16 protein-coding genes and 1 riboswitch are annotated in these 17331 nt (G+C 50.3%); of the genes, 13 read left to right on the top strand and 3 right to left on the bottom strand.

What is annotated here, in order from left to right; translation table 11 throughout:
- Nucleotides 1–199: 199 nt before the first annotated feature.
- From nhaC to B5D58_RS01405, 11 genes are all read left to right on the top strand, one after another.
- Nucleotides 200–1630, top strand: a complete 1431-nt coding sequence (gene nhaC / locus B5D58_RS01460) for a Na+/H+ antiporter NhaC (protein ID WP_011111227.1) — start codon at nucleotides 200–202, stop codon at nucleotides 1628–1630.
- A 4-nt stretch (nucleotides 1631–1634) separates the two neighbouring features.
- Nucleotides 1635–2099: a hypothetical protein gene (locus B5D58_RS01455; RefSeq protein WP_011111228.1), complete on the top strand. Its 465-nt coding sequence runs from the start codon at nucleotides 1635–1637 to the stop codon at nucleotides 2097–2099.
- 4 nt (nucleotides 2100–2103) lie between these two features.
- Nucleotides 2104–2775 carry a YoaK family protein gene (locus B5D58_RS01450; RefSeq protein ID WP_011111229.1) on the top strand — a complete coding sequence of 224 codons (672 nt, stop codon included), beginning with the start codon at nucleotides 2104–2106 and terminating at the stop codon, nucleotides 2773–2775.
- A gap of 175 nt (nucleotides 2776–2950) precedes the next feature.
- Nucleotides 2951–3745 carry a class I SAM-dependent methyltransferase gene (locus tag B5D58_RS01445; protein ID WP_011111230.1) on the top strand — a complete coding sequence of 265 codons (795 nt, stop codon included), beginning with the start codon at nucleotides 2951–2953 and terminating at the stop codon, nucleotides 3743–3745.
- A 483-nt stretch (nucleotides 3746–4228) separates the two neighbouring features.
- The gene (locus B5D58_RS01435; RefSeq protein ID WP_011111232.1) at nucleotides 4229–5026 is read left to right on the top strand and encodes a carbonic anhydrase; all 798 of its coding nucleotides are present in this window, start codon (nucleotides 4229–4231) and stop codon (nucleotides 5024–5026) included.
- 325 nt (nucleotides 5027–5351) lie between these two features.
- A riboswitch (glycine riboswitch) is annotated at nucleotides 5352–5450 on the top strand.
- Between the two features lie 96 nt (nucleotides 5451–5546).
- On the top strand, nucleotides 5547–6638 hold the full coding sequence (gene gcvT / locus B5D58_RS01430; RefSeq protein ID WP_011111233.1) for a glycine cleavage system aminomethyltransferase GcvT: 1092 nt from the start codon (nucleotides 5547–5549) through the stop codon (nucleotides 6636–6638).
- Nucleotides 6639–6710: 72 nt separating this feature from the next.
- Complete coding sequence (gcvH, locus tag B5D58_RS01425) at nucleotides 6711–7100, top strand: glycine cleavage system protein GcvH (RefSeq protein ID WP_011111234.1); 390 nt, start codon at nucleotides 6711–6713, stop codon at nucleotides 7098–7100.
- A gap of 68 nt (nucleotides 7101–7168) precedes the next feature.
- On the top strand, nucleotides 7169–8530 hold the full coding sequence (gcvPA, locus tag B5D58_RS01420; RefSeq protein ID WP_011111235.1) for an aminomethyl-transferring glycine dehydrogenase subunit GcvPA: 1362 nt from the start codon (nucleotides 7169–7171) through the stop codon (nucleotides 8528–8530).
- 69 nt (nucleotides 8531–8599) lie between these two features.
- Nucleotides 8600–10051, top strand: a complete 1452-nt coding sequence (gcvPB, locus tag B5D58_RS01415; protein WP_011111236.1) for an aminomethyl-transferring glycine dehydrogenase subunit GcvPB — start codon at nucleotides 8600–8602, stop codon at nucleotides 10049–10051.
- A gap of 1 nt (nucleotide 10052) precedes the next feature.
- A complete protein-coding gene (locus tag B5D58_RS01410; protein WP_011111237.1) occupies nucleotides 10053–10988 on the top strand; it encodes a carbohydrate kinase family protein in 936 nt (311 codons plus the stop codon).
- A gap of 307 nt (nucleotides 10989–11295) precedes the next feature.
- Nucleotides 11296–11931 carry a lysophospholipid acyltransferase family protein gene (locus B5D58_RS01405; protein WP_234988947.1) on the top strand — a complete coding sequence of 212 codons (636 nt, stop codon included), beginning with the start codon at nucleotides 11296–11298 and terminating at the stop codon, nucleotides 11929–11931.
- Here B5D58_RS01405 and B5D58_RS01400 read toward each other — a convergent pair.
- From B5D58_RS01400 to B5D58_RS01390, 3 genes are read right to left on the bottom strand one after another with little or no spacing between them, the layout of a single operon-like run.
- On the bottom strand, nucleotides 11873–12679 hold the full coding sequence (locus B5D58_RS01400; RefSeq protein WP_011111239.1) for a symmetrical bis(5'-nucleosyl)-tetraphosphatase: 807 nt from the start codon (nucleotides 12677–12679) through the stop codon (nucleotides 11873–11875). The two genes, B5D58_RS01405 and B5D58_RS01400, sit on opposite strands and share 59 nt — an antisense overlap.
- A 6-nt stretch (nucleotides 12680–12685) precedes the next feature.
- Nucleotides 12686–13492 (bottom strand): 4-hydroxy-tetrahydrodipicolinate reductase, encoded by an 807-nt coding sequence (gene dapB, locus B5D58_RS01395; RefSeq protein ID WP_011111240.1) that lies wholly within the window; start codon nucleotides 13490–13492, stop codon nucleotides 12686–12688.
- Nucleotides 13489–13983 carry an outer membrane protein assembly factor BamE gene (locus B5D58_RS01390; protein ID WP_011111241.1) on the bottom strand — a complete coding sequence of 165 codons (495 nt, stop codon included), beginning with the start codon at nucleotides 13981–13983 and terminating at the stop codon, nucleotides 13489–13491. Before B5D58_RS01390 ends, dapB begins: the two co-directional genes overlap by 4 nt.
- Nucleotides 13984–14195: 212 nt before the next feature.
- On the opposite strand from B5D58_RS01390, the gene fur reads away from it, so the two are divergent.
- Both fur and B5D58_RS01380 read left to right on the top strand, forming a co-directional pair.
- Entirely contained in the window at nucleotides 14196–14636 is a 441-nt protein-coding gene (fur, locus tag B5D58_RS01385) for a ferric iron uptake transcriptional regulator (RefSeq protein ID WP_011111242.1), read from the top strand.
- 455 nt (nucleotides 14637–15091) lie between these two features.
- Nucleotides 15092–17302: a TonB-dependent receptor gene (locus B5D58_RS01380; protein WP_011111243.1), complete on the top strand. Its 2211-nt coding sequence runs from the start codon at nucleotides 15092–15094 to the stop codon at nucleotides 17300–17302.
- Nucleotides 17303–17331 lie beyond the last annotated feature (29 nt).

Below are 17331 nucleotides of genomic sequence, written 5' to 3'. Positions count from 1 at the left end.
CTCGAAGAACTGGCTCCGGTTTCTTACCAGAGGCCGTTTCAGCTTTGCAGCGTTATATCATGAAAATCAGGCAGGGCGAATTCCAGTTTTTAAATTATCGGTTCTGTTCGGCAAGGAAGGGGGTACGAAGTATTGCAGCATTGTGAGCACTCATCGAGAATATGATGAAAATGGAATTTGAGAGAGTAGGCTTTCTGTAATGACGAGTGAGAAAACAGCATTAGAGGAATTGCCGGTGGCGCAACCGCTGCCTGCTTTCTGGCAGGCAGCAGTTTGTTTTATCGGGATACTGCTGTTGATCGCACTCGGTTTGTTTGTGTTTGAGATCAGTCTGCACGCGCTGATTTTCCTGGCACTGGTCTGGGCCGGTGTACACACACGTATTCTGGGTTATTCGTTCATTGCCATTCGCAGCATGATGGATGAAGGTATCGTCAGGGCATTGCCGGCGATTTACATTTTCATGCTGATCGGCATGGTCATTGCCAGCTTCATGCAAAGTGGCACGATCGCGAGCTTACTGTATTTCGGCCTCGACTGGCTCGACCCGGCCCTGTTTCTGGCTGCCGGATTCGTGTTGTGCAGCCTGATGTCGGTTGCGACCGGTACTTCCTGGGGAACCGCAGGTACTATCGGTGTGGTGTTGATCGGAATCGGTGATGCCATGGGTATTCCGCTGCCGCTGACAGCGGGTATGATCATCTCCGGTGCAACGTTTGGTGACAAGCTGTCGCCCATATCCGATACCACCAACCTGGCTGCGATGAGTGCCGACACAAATTTGTACCGGCATATCGGTTCGATGCTGTATACCACGATACCTACGTTTGTGATCGTTTTGAGTATTTTTACCGTATGGGGCTGGCAGTATGGTGATCATCACCTGCCACAAGCGCATCTGACCGAAATTCGCAGTGCCCTGGCAGGTTCCTTTCGGATGGATGGAATGGTGACGCTGCTGCCACTGCTGGTGATGCTGGGTATGAGCATCAAACGTTATTCTGCCGAAGTCAGCATGACGTGCAGTACCCTGCTGGCGCTGCTGATTGCCGTGGTTTATCAGGACAGGAACGGTATCGATGTCATCAATGCATTATGGTTGAACACACCCGGAGATACCGGGATTGCCAGTATCGATGAATTACTCGGGCGTGGCGGTTTATACAGCATGGCCTGGACTTTGCTGTTGTCCATCATGGCACTGGCACTTGGCGGTATCCTGCATCATGCCGGGTTTTTGCAGGTGCTGCTGATGCGACTGATTGCACCGATCAGACGGACCAGTACTTTGATTGCAGCGACTATTGCCTCCGGCCTGACCGGTAATCTGGTCATGGGGGAAGCCTATATTTCCATCATTCTGAGTTGTCAGTTGTTCAAAAAGGTTTATCAGGAAAAAAATCTGGATCCGGCAGTTTTGTCGCGCTCCGTTGAGGAGGGCTCTACCTTGACTACCGGCCTGATTCCGTGGACGACAGCCGGGATTTTCTATACGGCAACGCTGGGTGTACCCACACTGGATTATGCTCCGTATACGTTACTCAACCTGCTGAACCCTCTGGTTTCAATTGGGATGGCGGTAATGGGAGTAGGTTTGCTGCGTTCCGGGCACTATCAAAAAACAACCTGAAAATATGGAAAAAGAACTGGAAGACCGGAAATTGGCAGAATTGATGAATAGTATCAGGCATTACAGCACACTTCGCTTTGCCATGCTGACCGTCTATTTCGCGGTGACTGGCGGGTTGCTGGTGAAATTCTTCGATTGTGATTTTTCAGTGCGTTATCCCGAATTGCACGGGTTGTTTCAGATTGCCGGGAGTATGGTTACCGTTGCATTCTTCATTTTTGAAGTTGCCCTGGATGATAATTTAAGGAAATTGTGGGGATCAGTAAAAAAGCTGGCAGGCGAGGGGGATGTTCTTCTCAGCCATCGGCAACTCTGGAAAGGCTGCCTGGTTCCCATGGCAACATACGGGATTTTCGTAGGCGTACTGATATTCTGGTTATTCACTTCCCGGAATTACTACCCTTGTCAGGCGGCAGCGCATAAGGCTGTGCAGAGTGAAACAGTGATATCGAAAGAATGCAGGAAATGAATCAGTGATTCACAAACTGCCAAAATGGGTCGAAATCGGGGGATTCCTGCTGTCATTCAATGCCGGTTATGTGAATGCCATTGGCCTTCTGGGATTTGAGCATCAGGCAGTTTCACATCTTACCGGCATCTCGACCTTTCTTTCACTGGAGCTGGCCAACCATAATATGCAAGCAGTAGTGCATTTACTGCTGGTAATGGCTGGTTTTATCATCGGGGCTGCTTATAGCGGTTTTATCATTGGTAATGTCGCATTGAAGCTCGGAAGAAACTATAGTCTGGCGTTGATAACCGAGTCATTCCTACTTGGAATTTCCATGCTTCTGCTGAATTACGGTTCCCCGGTTGGCCACTATTTTGCATCTGCAGCATGTGGACTGCAAAATGCCATGACTAGTACTTATAGTGGTGCAGTTGTCAGAACTACTCATGTGTCGGGACTGTTTACTGATTTAGGTGTTGCTCTAGGGTTGAGGGTTCGTGGTCAGCCTGCTGATACCAGAAGAATAGTGCTGTATCTGATACTGATTATCGGATTTATATCGGGTGGAGTAGCGGGTGCGGTTTGTTTTGGTCAATACCGGTTCTCGGCGATACTGGTTCCCTGCATTGTTACAACCCTCATTGGTGCCGGTTATTGGCTGTTTACACATCAAACGTATTGGCGACTTAAATAATCGATGGAAGTCATAAAATCAGACTTGTCCATTGTGACAATCGACCAATCCGATGTCCTGTTTTCCAATTGAGTTTCACAAGTATAGAGTGATTCAGGTAATACCCGTTTAGCAACGGGAAAACCACAAGCTACCGGGCTTGAATATTAATCATTTCATTGCAGGAGGTTTGTCTATGGCAGGGTATGTGGGCGATGTTGCCATTGCTTATGATCGTGATCTGGGGCACGTGCTGTTTGAGCAATATGCTTCTGATATCGCCAGGCGCACAGCAGGAAAACCGGTTCGTGATGTACTCGAAGTTGCATCAGGTACGGGAATCGTGACCAGGCAACTGCGAAATGTACTGCCTGGGGATGCGCAACTGACTGCTATCGATATCAGTGATTCCATGATGGAGGTCGCACGCACGAAATTTCTGCCGCATGAACAGGTTACTTTTCAGGTTGCAAATGCTGTGGCACTGCCTTTTGATGATCGAGCCTTCGATACGGTGGTTTGTCAGTTCGGCGTGATGTTCTTCGACAAGGATAAGGCCTTTCAGGAGACGCATCGGGTATTGAGACAAGGTGGGCGGTATCTGTTCAGTGTATGGGATTCACGTGACTACAATCCCTATGCCAGTCTCACTTTTGAAGTCATGAAACAGTTTTTTCCATCGGATCCTCCCCGCTTTCTTGAGAGCACTGTTTCATCCTTCGAGATTGATCCTGTCAAGGAGAGGCTGATTCGTGCCGGGTTTGAGCAAATAAGCATTTCAGTTCAGCGACGGATTTACGACATACCGGATATCAGAGCTTTTGCGCGCGGGCTGATATTCAGTCCGATCATCAATGAAATCAGAGAGCGTGGTGAAGTTGATCCTGATGACATCGTTGAAGCTCTGGTAAAGATATTTATCGGGGAATATGGCTCGAACCCCACACGTTTTCCGATGCAGGCCATATTGTTTGAAACGGAAAAGCCCTGATCTGCATACCCTGATTTTCTATGCAGAAAGAGAGAAAGATAAAGGCCAGCCAGTTGAGGGGGTGAAGTCTCTGAAAGCTCTAAGTCAGGCTGCATATGTATGTTCTGTCGATTATTTTTTATGATTTTTTGTCATTTATCTCGTGATAATCTAAATACACATTCGATACATAACGAATGTGATTTGCATATTTAGGGAGGAGGAAAATGATGCGCGTTAAGCTTTTCTTGGCAGTTGTGCTGAGTTTGAGTGTTTCCTGTTTTGCTGGATCGGGGGGAGATCAGCCCGAGTCGTTGCCTGAGACCGGTCAAACGAAAAATGCCTCGACCGGGGATGAACAACCGACACGGATCGAGACAGGAAAGAAAGAAGCTGAATCACAGTCTTCACAAGAAACCGGCTTGGATAAACAATCTTTGATGATTGACTACTGCAGAAAACATACTTGTTAATTTAATAATATATTGCGATCGGAGTTGATTCATGAAAACAAAAATATTGGCGAGCCTGGCTTCAATAATTTTTACGGGTTACGTGAGCATTGCAGCCTCTGCTCCACCTCACTGGTCTTATGATGAAGAACCCATCTGGGGTGCTATTGAGGATGCTGCTCTACCCGTGCCATTACGCTATCCCTATGCGGAATGTGGTATCGGCCAGCATCAGTCACCGGTAGATCTGGCAGATGCAAAAATTGTCAGTGCTAAACCGTTGAACAAACTTTCTGCACAGTATAAGACAGATACGCCGACTTTCTTCAACACGGGACATGCCATACAGGTCAATACTTCCAAAAATTTTGCCGGGGGATTGAAAGTCGGGAAGGAATTACTGCCACTGATCCAGTTGCATTTCCATGAACCCAGTGAACATGTTTTTGGAGGTAAAAAATTCCCTGCAGAATTGCATTTCGTGCATATCAACAAGGATGGAAGAATTGCGGTATTGGGCGTAGTGATCAACATTGGTAAAGAAAATGCTGTATTCCAGACTATCCTTGACAATATGCCTCGACATGAGGGTGAAGCAAATTCGCCTTCCAGAGTCAGATTCAACCCGGCAAAATTGCTGCCATCAGGAGTGAACGCCGCTAATCTGAAATATCTGACTTTAGCCGGCTCATTGACGACGCCGCCTTGCAGTGAGGGAGTACAGTGGTACATTCTGACAAAATCGATCACGATTTCAGCTGATCAATTAGAGCAGATGAAATCTTTTTATCATGACAACGCCAGATCCGCGCAGAGCCTGAATGAGAGATCGATTCTTTCAAACCAGTGAGTCGTTCTGAGTTGTCCATCTTCCCCGATAGAATGACTGATATCCGGGGAAGATTCCTGTTTGCATGAATTCCTTCCGATTCCATTGTACGTCTGGACGTTTGTCTGCCCTGCGGAGAAATCGTCAAATCGCGGATTAGGCATCAATTTCCCCGGTTTCTATAGCTTGGCCTCACCTTGTCTTAATATCCCAAGCTAAGGTATAGTTCGGTCTGCTGATATTTCATCCAGGCAGGAGAGTGCGCTGTATCAAAATACAGTGTCACCGAAGGCGTAACCCCCCGGAATCGCTCAGGTGTGGCCATAAGGCTTGAGTAACTGCTTGTGATTGGCAATCTGGAGAGTGCTGAAACAGCTTCAGCCACCGAAGGGGCATGCGGAAAGTTGACCGTAAAACTCTCAGGTAAAAGGACAGAGGGGTAAGTTGATATCTGTTGGCTGCTTCGCGAGCACAAGTGGTAGCGGGCGAATGTAGGGCAGTACAGATAAAAAACTTCCTTTTTACTTTTGAGAGAAAACAGATGCTGAAGACAACCCCTTTGAATGCGGCGCACCGGGCCATGAATGCCAAAATGGTCGATTTTGGCGGCTGGGATATGCCCCTGCACTATGGCTCCCAACTGGATGAGCACCACTCTGTCAGGCGTGATGCCGGTATGTTCGATGTGTCTCATATGTTGACCGTCGATATTCACGGCGAAAACGTACGCCAGTTTCTGCGAGGACTGGTGGCCAACAATGTCGATAAACTGACCCTCCCGGGCAAAGCGCTCTACACCTGCATGCTGACCCCCACAGGTGGAATCATCGACGATCTGATCATTTACTTCCTGTCCGAGTCCTGGTTCCGTCTGGTAGTCAATGCCGGTACGGCTGATAAGGATATCGACTGGATCACCGGGCAATCCCGCCAGCTTGCTCCCGCTCTGACCATTACCCCGCGTCGTGATCTTGCCATGATCGCAGTACAGGGACCCAATGCGCGTACGAAAGTCTGGAATGTCATTCCTGATTCCCAGGCGATTTCAGAAAACCTGAAACCATTTCAGTCTGTGATGCTGGGTGACTATTTCATCGCACGTACCGGTTATACCGGTGAGGATGGTTTTGAAATCACGTTACCCGCCGGCCAGGCTGCTGATTTCTGGCAAAAACTGCATGCAGCGGGTGTTGCTCCGGCCGGACTGGGTGCACGTGATACCCTGCGCCTGGAAGCAGGTATGAATCTTTATGGCCAGGATATGGACGAGACCGTCAACCCGCTTGAATCAGGGCTTGCATGGACTGTGGATCTGAAAAGCGAGCGTGACTTCACCGGTAAACAGACACTGCTGGAAACGCCGGTCAATCGGCAGCTGGTTGGCCTGGTATTGCTGGATAAAGGAGTACTGCGTAATCATCAGAAAGTCATTACACGGCAGGAAGGTGAAGCAGGAGAAGGAGAGATTACCAGTGGCGGGTTTTCCCCAACGTTGAACCAGTCGATTGCGCTGGCGCGTATTCCTGCAGGCATCGCTGCTGGTGAGCAGGTACATGTCGTCGTGCGGGATAAACAGCTTGCGGCAAAAGTCGTCAAATATCCGTTTGTTCGCAATGGTCAGGCACTGGTCTGATTGTTTGCCGAAATGACAACAGATACAGGATTATTGAATTTTTTAAACTTTAAGTTTGGGGAGTACAGGTAAATGAGCGTTCCGGCAGAACTGAAATATACAGAATCACACGAATGGGTCAGATTGGAAGCAGATGGCAGTGTCACGGTAGGAATTACCCAGCATGCCCAGGAATTACTGGGGGACATGGTATTCGTTCAGTTGCCCGATGTCGGGCGCGCGCTGGCACAGCGTGAAGATTGCGCTGTGGTGGAGTCGGTCAAGGCAGCATCGGATATTTATGCGCCACTGGGTGGAGAAGTCATTGCAGTCAACTCTGAAGTGGAAACATCTCCGGAAAAAATAAACGAGGATTGCTACGCAGCCTGGCTGTTCAAGCTCAAACCGGCCAATGCTGGTGAAGTGGATGGTCTGCTCGATGCCGGCGGATATCAGAAACTGCTGGATAGCGAAGCGCATTGAGGATGCTTGCGGCCTGGCCGCAGCAATCATCATTTTTATGAGTTTTTCTGAATAAATTACAGCCAATCATGCCCTTTATTCCCCATACAGAAGAAGACGTGGCCGAGATGCTCACCAGCATCGGTGCCAGGTCGATCGATGAATTATTCGATGAAATTCCCGCCGAGCTCAAGACCGGAAAATTGACTCAGGTACCACCCGGTTTGAGTGAAATGGAAATTTCACGTCTCATGTACGAACGTGCACAGCAAGACGGGTTTTATCTCAGTTTTATCGGTGCAGGTGCCTATGAACACCATATTCCGGCCGCAGTCTGGCAGATAACGACGCGAGGTGAGTTTTATTCTTCCTATACGCCTTATCAGGCAGAAGCCAGCCAGGGTACATTGCAGTTATTGTACGAATACCAGACCATGATGGCTTCACTGGCCGGAATGGATGTATCCAACGCCAGCCTGTATGACGGCGCATCAGCGCTGGCTGAGGCAGCTCTGATGGCGGTGCGCCAGCACAGGACCTCCAGACGCATTCTGGTTCCTCAGACTGTGCATCCGGTTTACCGCAGTGTGATGCGCACCATTGTCAGAAATCAGGCAATCGAAGTGGTCGAAGTTCCTTATGATCCCGCAACCGGACAGGTGGCCATCGATAAGCTCGATCAGTTTGCACAGGAAGAATTTGCTGCACTGATCATTCCTCAACCCAATTTTTTCGGTGTGCTTGAACAGGTCGATGCACTGACCGATTGGGCACACGACAAGCAATCCCTGGCAGTCGCGGTGGTCAACCCGACTTCACTTGCCATGCTGAAACCACCAGGAGAATGGGGACGTCGGGGAGCAGATATCGCTGTCGGTGAAGGTCAGCCTTTGGGGATCCCACTTTCCAGTGGTGGGCCATACTTCGGATTCATGACCTGCAAACAGGAGCTGGTACGGCAGATGCCGGGGCGTATCATCGGGCGGACTACCGATCTGGAAGGTAAGGAAGGTTTTGCCCTGACGTTACAGGCCAGGGAGCAACATATCCGCCGTTCGAAAGCAACTTCCAACATCTGTACCAATCAGGGGTTGATGGTGACGGCGGCTACGATCTATATGTCACTGCTGGGACCGGAGGGATTGTATCGGGTGGCTGCTCATTCTCATGCAAACACAGTGGCGCTGGTAGAACAGCTGGAAAAATTACCGGGTGTGAAAAAGGCATTCCACAGTCCGTTCTTCCACGAGGCAGCCCTTCAGTTATCCGTACCAGCTGATAAAGTCCTGAACAGACTCAAAGCACAAGGTGTACTGGGCGGCGTGCTGCTTGAAAATCACTATCCGGATTTGAAGAACACATTGCTGGTTTGCGCAACGGAAACCAAAACGGCTGAGGATCTGGATAAATACACTGAAGTGCTGCGGCAGGCACTGGCGGCCAGTGCCTGAGACAGATAAGCCGGATATAGAGCTGTACTACGTGTACTGCACACCAATTTCACCAATATAAGATAAAACATGCTGATATTCGAACATTCCCGCAAGAATCGTCGGAATTATTCTCAGGCTCCGGCAACCCGGCCAGCCAAAAACAATATTCCGGATCATCTGAAGCGTAAATCTACCCCCCTGTTGCCCGAAGTTTCTGAAATGGACACGGTACGCCACTATACCCGCCTGTCTCAGAAAAATTTCTCGATAGATACAGAGTTTTATCCGCTCGGTTCCTGCACCATGAAATACAACCCGCGTGCCTGTAATTCACTGGCTATGCTGCCGCAATTCCTGTCACGTCACCCGCTGGCACCTGAAGATACAGGCCAGGGATTTCTGGCCTGTATGTATGAGCTGCAGGAGATTTTGAAGGACATCACGGGTATGGCAGCGGTCAGCCTGACTTCAATGGCGGGTGCGCAGGGTGAACTGATCGGTATTACGATGATTCGTGCATATCATGAAGCACATGGCGATACCGGACGTACCGAAATCATTATTCCGGATGCCGCACACGGTACCAACCCTGCTACTGCTGTCATGTGCGGTTACAAAGTCATCGAGATTCCCACGAATCGCGATGGTGACGTGGATATGGATGCACTGAAAGCAGCCGTTGGTCCCAAAACGGCTGGTCTGATGCTGACCAATCCTTCCACACTGGGTGTATTCGAGAAGAAAGTAGCGGAAATGAGCCGGATCGTACATGCAGCAGGTGGTTTGCTGTACTACGATGGTGCCAACCTCAATGCGGTGCTGGGTAAAGTCAAGCCGGGTGATATGGGGTTCGATGTCATCCACATGAATCTGCACAAGACTTTCTCGACTCCTCATGGCGGTGGTGGGCCAGGTGCAGCACCCGTCGGTGTGGCTGAACGCCTGCTGCCCTATCTGCCAGTACCGATCGTGGCACATGAGCAAGGGGTTTACCGCTGGCTGACCGAGGAAGATCGTCCTCAAACTATCGGGCGTTTATCCGCTCACATGGGTAATGCCGGAGTATTGCTGCGTGCCTATATCTACGTCAGATTGCTGGGGGCGGAAGGGATGCACCGCATTTCCGAGTATGCAACACTCAATGCCAATTATCTGATGGCTGAGTTGCGCAAACTGGGTTTCGAGATTGCTTATCCCAATCGCCGTGCCAGTCATGAATTCATCGTCACGATGAAAGAGATCAAAGACAGAACCGGGGTAACTGCCATGAATCTTGCCAAGCGTCTGCTGGATAAAGGTTTTCATGCACCTACCACGTATTTTCCTTTGCTGGTACCAGAATGCCTGCTGATCGAGCCGGCTGAAACCGAATCCAAGGAAACACTGGATCGCTTTGTTGCTGCAATGAAGGAGATTCTGGATGAGATAGCCACCCAGCCGGATATGGTCAAGGCCGCTCCACACGATATGCCCCTGCGGAAAATCGATGATGTCAAGGCTGCCCGTGAGCTCGACCTGGTCTGGGATCCGGCGGGCTGATATGCATACACTGATCTGTGGTTCCATCGCCTATGACACGATCATGGTGTTTGAAGATCGTTTCAAACGCCATATCCTGCCAGACAAGATCCATGTTCTGAACGTCGCGTTTCTGGTGCCGGAAATGCGACGGGAGTTTGGCGGTTGCGCGGCAAATATCGCCTACAACCTGAAGATGCTGGAGGGCAAACCGTTGATAATGGCAACGGTCGGGGATGATTTCCAACCCTATACCTACAGACTGGAAAAGCTTGGGCTGGCACAGACACATATCCGTCGGATACAGGATACCTTCACGGCACAGGCATTCATTACTACGGATCTGGATGATAATCAGATCACTGCTTTTCATCCTGGCGCAATGAATTTCTCCCATCAGAACAGTGTGAAAGATGCTATCGATGTCAGTCTTGGTATCATTGCTCCGGATGGCCGGGATGGGATGCTTACTCACGCCCGGGAATTTCATGAAGCCGGTATTCCTTTCATATTTGACCCGGGCCAGGGTATGCCGATGTTCAGTGGCAATGAACTGACTGATTTCATTGACATGGCAGATTATATAGCGGTCAATGATTATGAAGCTCAGCTGTTACAGTCAGTCACAGGCTATAAATTGAGCGAGCTGGCTACCCGGGTCAAGGCGCTTATCGAGACCAAAGGGGCGGAAGGTTCGGTGATCCATGCCCAAGGCAAGCAGTTTCAGATCCCTGCTGTTCGCCCGCAGAAAGTTGTCGATCCAACCGGTTGCGGAGATGCCTATCGTGCCGGATTGCTTTATGGCATTGCTCAGGATATGGATTGGCAGACGACCGGGCAACTTGCATCACTCATGGGCACATTGAAAATAGCTCATCGTGGCGGTCAGAATCATCAATATCAGCGTGATGAGATTGGCCAGCGCTACTTTGAAGCTTTTGGCTGTCGTATACTCTAGCCTGCATTATTCCCGGCAGTAGCCTTGTTGCCGGGAATATCTGTAATCCACCAGATAAACAGGTATCGGTTCTGATCCGGCGCCATAGAGTAGACCTGTCAAATCAAATTTTTATCGGATCGACGTTCTGCTATCCACCATGGCCGCAACCGGAGTTAACAGGTTAACCAGAAGTATCCGGTTCATCAGGTTGATCCTGCATATCGCTTCTGGATTACTGCAATCGTTTGCCTTGCCATACATCAGTACAGCCAGGCAAAACCGAATGGCCTGTAACTGGGCACAAAAATTTCTTCGGATTCTCAAAGTGAAGTTGTGCCCCGGTGGTGTGTTGCCTGTTTGTGGCCGGCAAGGGGTAGTTTTTGTAGCCAATCACATCTCATGGCTGGATATCATGGTCATTCTGGCGGTATATCCGGTGCATTTCGTTGCCAAGGCAGAAATCGGCACCTGGCCGATACTGGGTCAGTTATGTCGCAATGCCGGAACCCTGTTCATCGAACGTGAGAAACGCGGGGATACGTTACGGATCAATCAGCAGATAAGCAGTATTCTGAAAGACGGACGCTCGGTCGTGATATTCCCTGAGGGTACGACCGGTGATGGAGATGTGCTCCAGCATTTTCATGCTTCCCTGCTGCAATCTGCCGTAACAGCTGAAACATTGCTTTATCCGGTTGCAATCCGTTACCGTAACCGTGATGGTTCGCGGAATTCGAGTGTTGCCTATGTCAGCGTGACGATACTGCAATCCCTGATGCAGATATTGGCAGAGCCGGAGATTCAGGTGGAACTGATTTTCAGGGAACCCATTCCGGGAGCGGGCAGAAACCGGCGCGAGCTGGCGCGTCTGGCAGAAAAAGCCATTGCGCAGACCCTGTCACTCAATGTCGTACGCACGGTACCTGAAACACTTTCCGATCTTCCAGCCGAACGGATGTAAGACAGCCTTGCCAGACACAGCCCGTATCCAAGGCAATGAGGTTGGGTGTCAGATGTAATCCCAGCGCTGACCAGTGTCCGAAGACGATCGTCGTATCCTTGCTGGCTCGCCAGGGAATCTCGAACCAGGGAAGCAGGCCGTCCGGAACAGATGACAATTCACCCTTGCAGGAAAAATTCATTCTGCCTTCCGGCGAGCAGACGCGCATGCGTGTCATGGCATTGATGATGACTCGCCAGCGATCTTCTCCCTGCAGCCGGTCATGCCAGTGATCAGGCACATTGCCATACATTGAACGGGAAAATGTCTGAAATCGGTCGCCGCGAATGATTGTTTCGACTTCCTGCGCCAGGATTTGCGCCTGCTCGATGCTCCAGTTCGGTAACAGGCCAGCGTGAACCAGTACATATTCATCTTCGTGATGAAACAGTTGCTGATGCCGTAGCCAATCGAGCAGCCTGCTGCTGTCGGACGCTTCCAGAACCGGTTGCAGAGTGTCTCCGTGTTGTTGCCGGATGGAGCCTGCTGCTACAGCCAGAAGGTGGAGATCATGGTTGCCGAGTACCATTGTGACGGCGTCACCCAGTTCTATCAAGGTACGCAGCAATGAAAGCGAATCCGGTCCGCGGTTGACGATGTCACCGACCAGCCACAGTCTGTCGCGGGTAGCGTTGAAGCCGATCAGGTCGAGCAGTTCGAGAAAATGCCGGTGGCAGCCCTGCAGATCACCGATTGCATAGGTCGCCATTGAAAGTCAGCGCAGCCCCAATACATCCTGCATATCGAACAATCCGGATTTCCTGGTCATGAGAAAACGTGCTGCATGCAGTGCCCCGGCAGCAAATGTTTTACGGCTGCTGGCTTTATGAGTGATTTCCAGGCGTTCACCGATTCCGGCGAATAATGCCGTGTGGTCGCCTACGATATCTCCGCCACGTATGGTCGAGAATCCGATGGTATCTGCACGGCGTTCACCGGTATTGCCTTCACGGCCGTAAATCGCAACTTTCTCAAGGTCCCTGCTCTGGGCCTGGGCGATTACTTCACCCATGCGCAGGGCCGTTCCGGAGGGAGCATCGACCTTATGACGATGATGTGCTTCGATGATTTCGACATCGTAGCCTTCCGGCAATGCTTTTGCGGCTACTTCGAGCAATCTGAACAGCAGGTTGACTCCCACACTCATGTTGGGAGCCAGTACGATGGCGATGTCTTGGGCGGCATTACGAATGATGTCTTTTTCTTCCGGTGAAAATCCGGTAGTGCCGATCACCATTCTGACACCCAGTTTACGACATGTGGCAAGGTGTGACAGCGTGCCGGCAGGGCGCGTGAAGTCGACCAGTATATCGCTGCCAGCCAGTGCAGAGACATAATCACTGCTGATGGCGACTCCCGGAGGTGTTCCGGTCAGGCTGCCCGCATCTTGTGACAGATACGGATTGCCCGGTTGCTCGAGTGCTGCGGATAATCGCAGATCGTCTGCTTCTGCAATGGTTTCCATGATTGCCCGACCCATGCGGCCGGTACTTCCGGCAACGGCTATGTTTAACGGCGTCATTGATTATCCTTGTAAAAATTTGTCTGGTTTTCTTTGAGGAAGTTGACCGTCCCTTTTTTGTCCGGTTCTTCATTCATATTGCTGTCGGTATCCGGGGCAGGGGTAAATGTTTGTTCGGGAGAAAAGAAGTTCTGAGCAGGCTCACTCTCGCTGAAAGCCGGCGGTTGCGGAAAATCTCCCTGAATGTGTGATAACCGGTCATCCTGGAAGAAAACGGTCAGTTTCTTTTCTTCAGCGACTCGACCACCCGGTGCAGTGCGATAGATATAATCCCACCGGTCACCATGGAATATATCCATCACCAGCGGTGTACCCAGTGTGAATCGAACCTGGGAGCGAGTCATTCCAGGCTTCAGTTTTGCCACCATTTCATCCGTTACGACATTACCCTGCTGGATATCGATTTTGTAGGGCAGTGAAGGAAGATAGGTGCAGTGTGTCAGAGGAAGAAACAGCAACAGAAGTAACAGTCGTGGGAAAAATGCATGCATACCAGATCAATATTTTTCAATCCGCCCGGGATAGGATACTATGGACGGTCAGCTCTCCCGGAGCGGGGTAAAGTGTAAACGAAAATGACTGTAATAATACGTATCTTTATGGCGAGTAGCGAGGTTTCCTCGGATCAAAAGGAAATTATGATGGAGGCTAAAGCGTCGTAATTGTCTCATAGATACAGCAAATATTTCTGGATAAATAACCTATGAAGAAATCGGAAAATTTGAAGAATATAGATCTTAAAACGATGGGATTGAAGACGACTCTCCCGCGTCTGAAAATACTGAATTTGTTCGAGAACAGTTTGATTCGTCACCTCTCGGCGGAAGATGTATATAAAGAACTGCTCAATGGAGGGGAAGATATCGGTCTGGCAACGGTTTACCGCGTGTTGACCCAGTTTGAACAGGCCGGCCTGCTCGAACGCCACCATTTCGAAAGTGGCAAGGCAGTATTCGAACTGGCGAGCGATAACCACCACGACCATCTGGTATGTCTGCAATGTGGCCGGGTGGAAGAGTTTTATGATCCGGAAATCGAGAAACGCCAGGCAAGAATTGCCAAGGAGCGTGGATTCGTATTGCAGGAGCATTCCCTGTCACTGTACGCTGATTGCACCAAGGAAAATTGTCCGCACCGCAAATAGACGGCAGTATTCTTGCCCGGAGATCGGGAAGCGGGCGTGAGCCCTGACAGTATCTTCCTGCACGCTGATACGATCATCTGGATCAACCGGATTCATATCTCCTCTCGTCACACGCAATTTTAATGCATTCCGGGAACAAGGCCGGTTTTGCAGATATGGTGTGCCCGTTCAATACCTGACAGGGCAGGTATTATGACGTCCATGATTCCACAGAAATTACTGTTGTACTGCAATCCCCGGAATCATCTTTGATACTTCGAGATACTCAGAAGTATGGTCAACGCGTTATAAACGCGGCAATCGACCATCGACCATGATGGTTTCCAGATTTACTTCAGATCTAAGTGCCGTGATTGCTGGGATCCGGTGCGACAATTTGTCACATTCTTTTTTTCGTTTGAAACCTGCACAATCCCGTTCCTGTTATCTGTAAAGACCAGAAACTGGAGGGGTTTATGAAATATCGTATCAAGCCGGTGACGGCAGCCGTGGCAGTCGCTCTGTCTGCTTTTGCCGTACAACAGACACAGGCACAAACTACTTTGGGTGAAGTGGTAGTTAAAACCAGCAAGATTCGTGATGCAGTGACACCCGAGGAAATTGGATCAGCCGAAATTGCGGCTCAGCATGCCATTACCCGGGATACTGCTTCTTTGCTGCGGGATGTGCCTGGCGTACACCTCTACGGTGCGGGGGGTGTTTCCAGCCTGCCCGTGATTCATGGCTTGGCCGATGATCGCTTGCGTATCACAGTAGATGGTATGGATTTCATTTCTTCTTGTGCCAATCACATGAATCCGCCGCTTTCCTATATTGATCCGACCAATGTCGCAAAAATCAGAGTGTATGCCGGTGTCACACCGGTCAGCGTTGGAGGGGACAGTATTGGCGGTACCATCATTGCCGAATCTGCGCTGCCGCAATTTGCCGCTCCCGGCCAGCGCTCACTCATCAAAGGCGAAATTGGCACTTTCTTCCGCAGCAACAACAATGCCATCGGTGGTAACCTGTCTGCCACACTGGCCAACGAATTCTTCAGCATCAACTATTCAGGTGCGATCACTACGGCGGATAACTACAAAGCGGGTGGCAATTTCAAGACAACAACCGCAACGGGACGACCAGGCCATACCTTGCCTCTGGATGAAGTGGGCTCCACTGCTTATAAAAGTCTGACGCATACCGTGGGAGTTGCCTTGCGAGCGGATAATCACCTGCTCGAGGCGAAACTGGGTTATCAGAACGTTCCGTACCAGTTTTACCCCAACCAGCGTATGGACATGCTGGACAATGAACAGAAGCGGGTGAATGTGCGTTATCTCGGCCAGTACGATTGGGGAACGGTCGATGGTCGTGTTTACTATGAAGCGGTCGATCACTATATGAATTTCAGTGACGACAAGCAGCTTGTCTATGGCACGGCGTTGAATGGTATGCCGATGTACAGCCGTGGCCGTACTCTGGGTTTCAACCTGAAAGGGGATATCGATCTCACCAGCAACGATTTGCTGCGTGTCGGAATGCTCTATCAGCACTATACGCTGGAAGACTGGTGGCCGCCGTCCGGAACCGGTGCCATGTCGCCTCTCACCTTTGAAAACATCAATGACGGCAAGCGTGACCGGATAGGTGTTTTTGCTGAGTGGGAAAGGCGGTTCGGTTCGCAGTGGACTACGCTGCTGGGTGCCCGTTACGAACATCTGGAAACGGATGCAAACAACGTTCACGGCTATGGAAACATGATGGGTAACCAGATTCCTGATACCAACGCTTTCAATGCCCGCGGTCACAAGCGTACTGATGATAACGTCGATGTGACGGCACTGGCGCGTTACACACCCGGTGACATGATCGACCTCGAGCTGGGTCTGGCACGCAAGGTGCGCACACCGAATCTGTATGAGCGCTATGCCTGGTCTACCTGGAGTATGGCTGCCATCATGAACAACTTTGTTGGTGATGGTAACGGTTACGTAGGCAATATGGATCTGAAACCGGAGAAAGCCTATACCGCTTCCCTCACCATAGATTTGCACGCGGTTGACCGGGAATGGGAAGTCAAGGCCACGCCCTATTTCACCTATGTGAACGACTATGTCGACGCCATCCGCTGTTCAAGCGGGCCAAACTGTACAGTAACCAATGCAACGACCGGCAACCAGTTCGTCATTCTGCAATATGCCAATCAGTCTGCCCATCTTTATGGGCTTGATCTCTCCGGTCGAACAGTGCTGGCAAAAACCAGCCTCGGTGAATTTGGTCTGCGGGGTCTGATGAACTACACCAGAGGGGAGAACAAGAAAACGGGTGACGAGCTGTACAATATGATGCCACTCAACGGTAAAGTGACCTTCACCCATCAGTATAGCGGCTGGAGTAGCGCAGTCGAACTGGTCGGTGTCGCTCGTAAGAGTTCAGTTTCCTCTGTACGCAACGAAATCCATACGGGCAGCTATTTCCTGACACACTTGCGTACCAGCTACACATGGAAGAATATGCGCCTCGATCTGGGAGTAGAGAACCTGTTCGACCGTCTCTACGCGCTACCGCTCGGTGGTGCTTATACCGGACAGGGGATGACCATGGGTATCAATGGCATTCCTTACGGCATTGCCGTTCCCGGCATGGGACGTTCGGTTTACGCAGGACTCAATATCAAATTCTGACTTACACTGCCAGTCATCCTGGCCGGCCT

It is taken from the genome of Nitrosomonas europaea (assembly GCF_900167395.1).
GTDB classification, from domain to species: domain Bacteria; phylum Pseudomonadota; class Gammaproteobacteria; order Burkholderiales; family Nitrosomonadaceae; genus Nitrosomonas; species Nitrosomonas europaea.
This window is presented reverse-complemented; position numbering and strand designations above follow the sequence as displayed.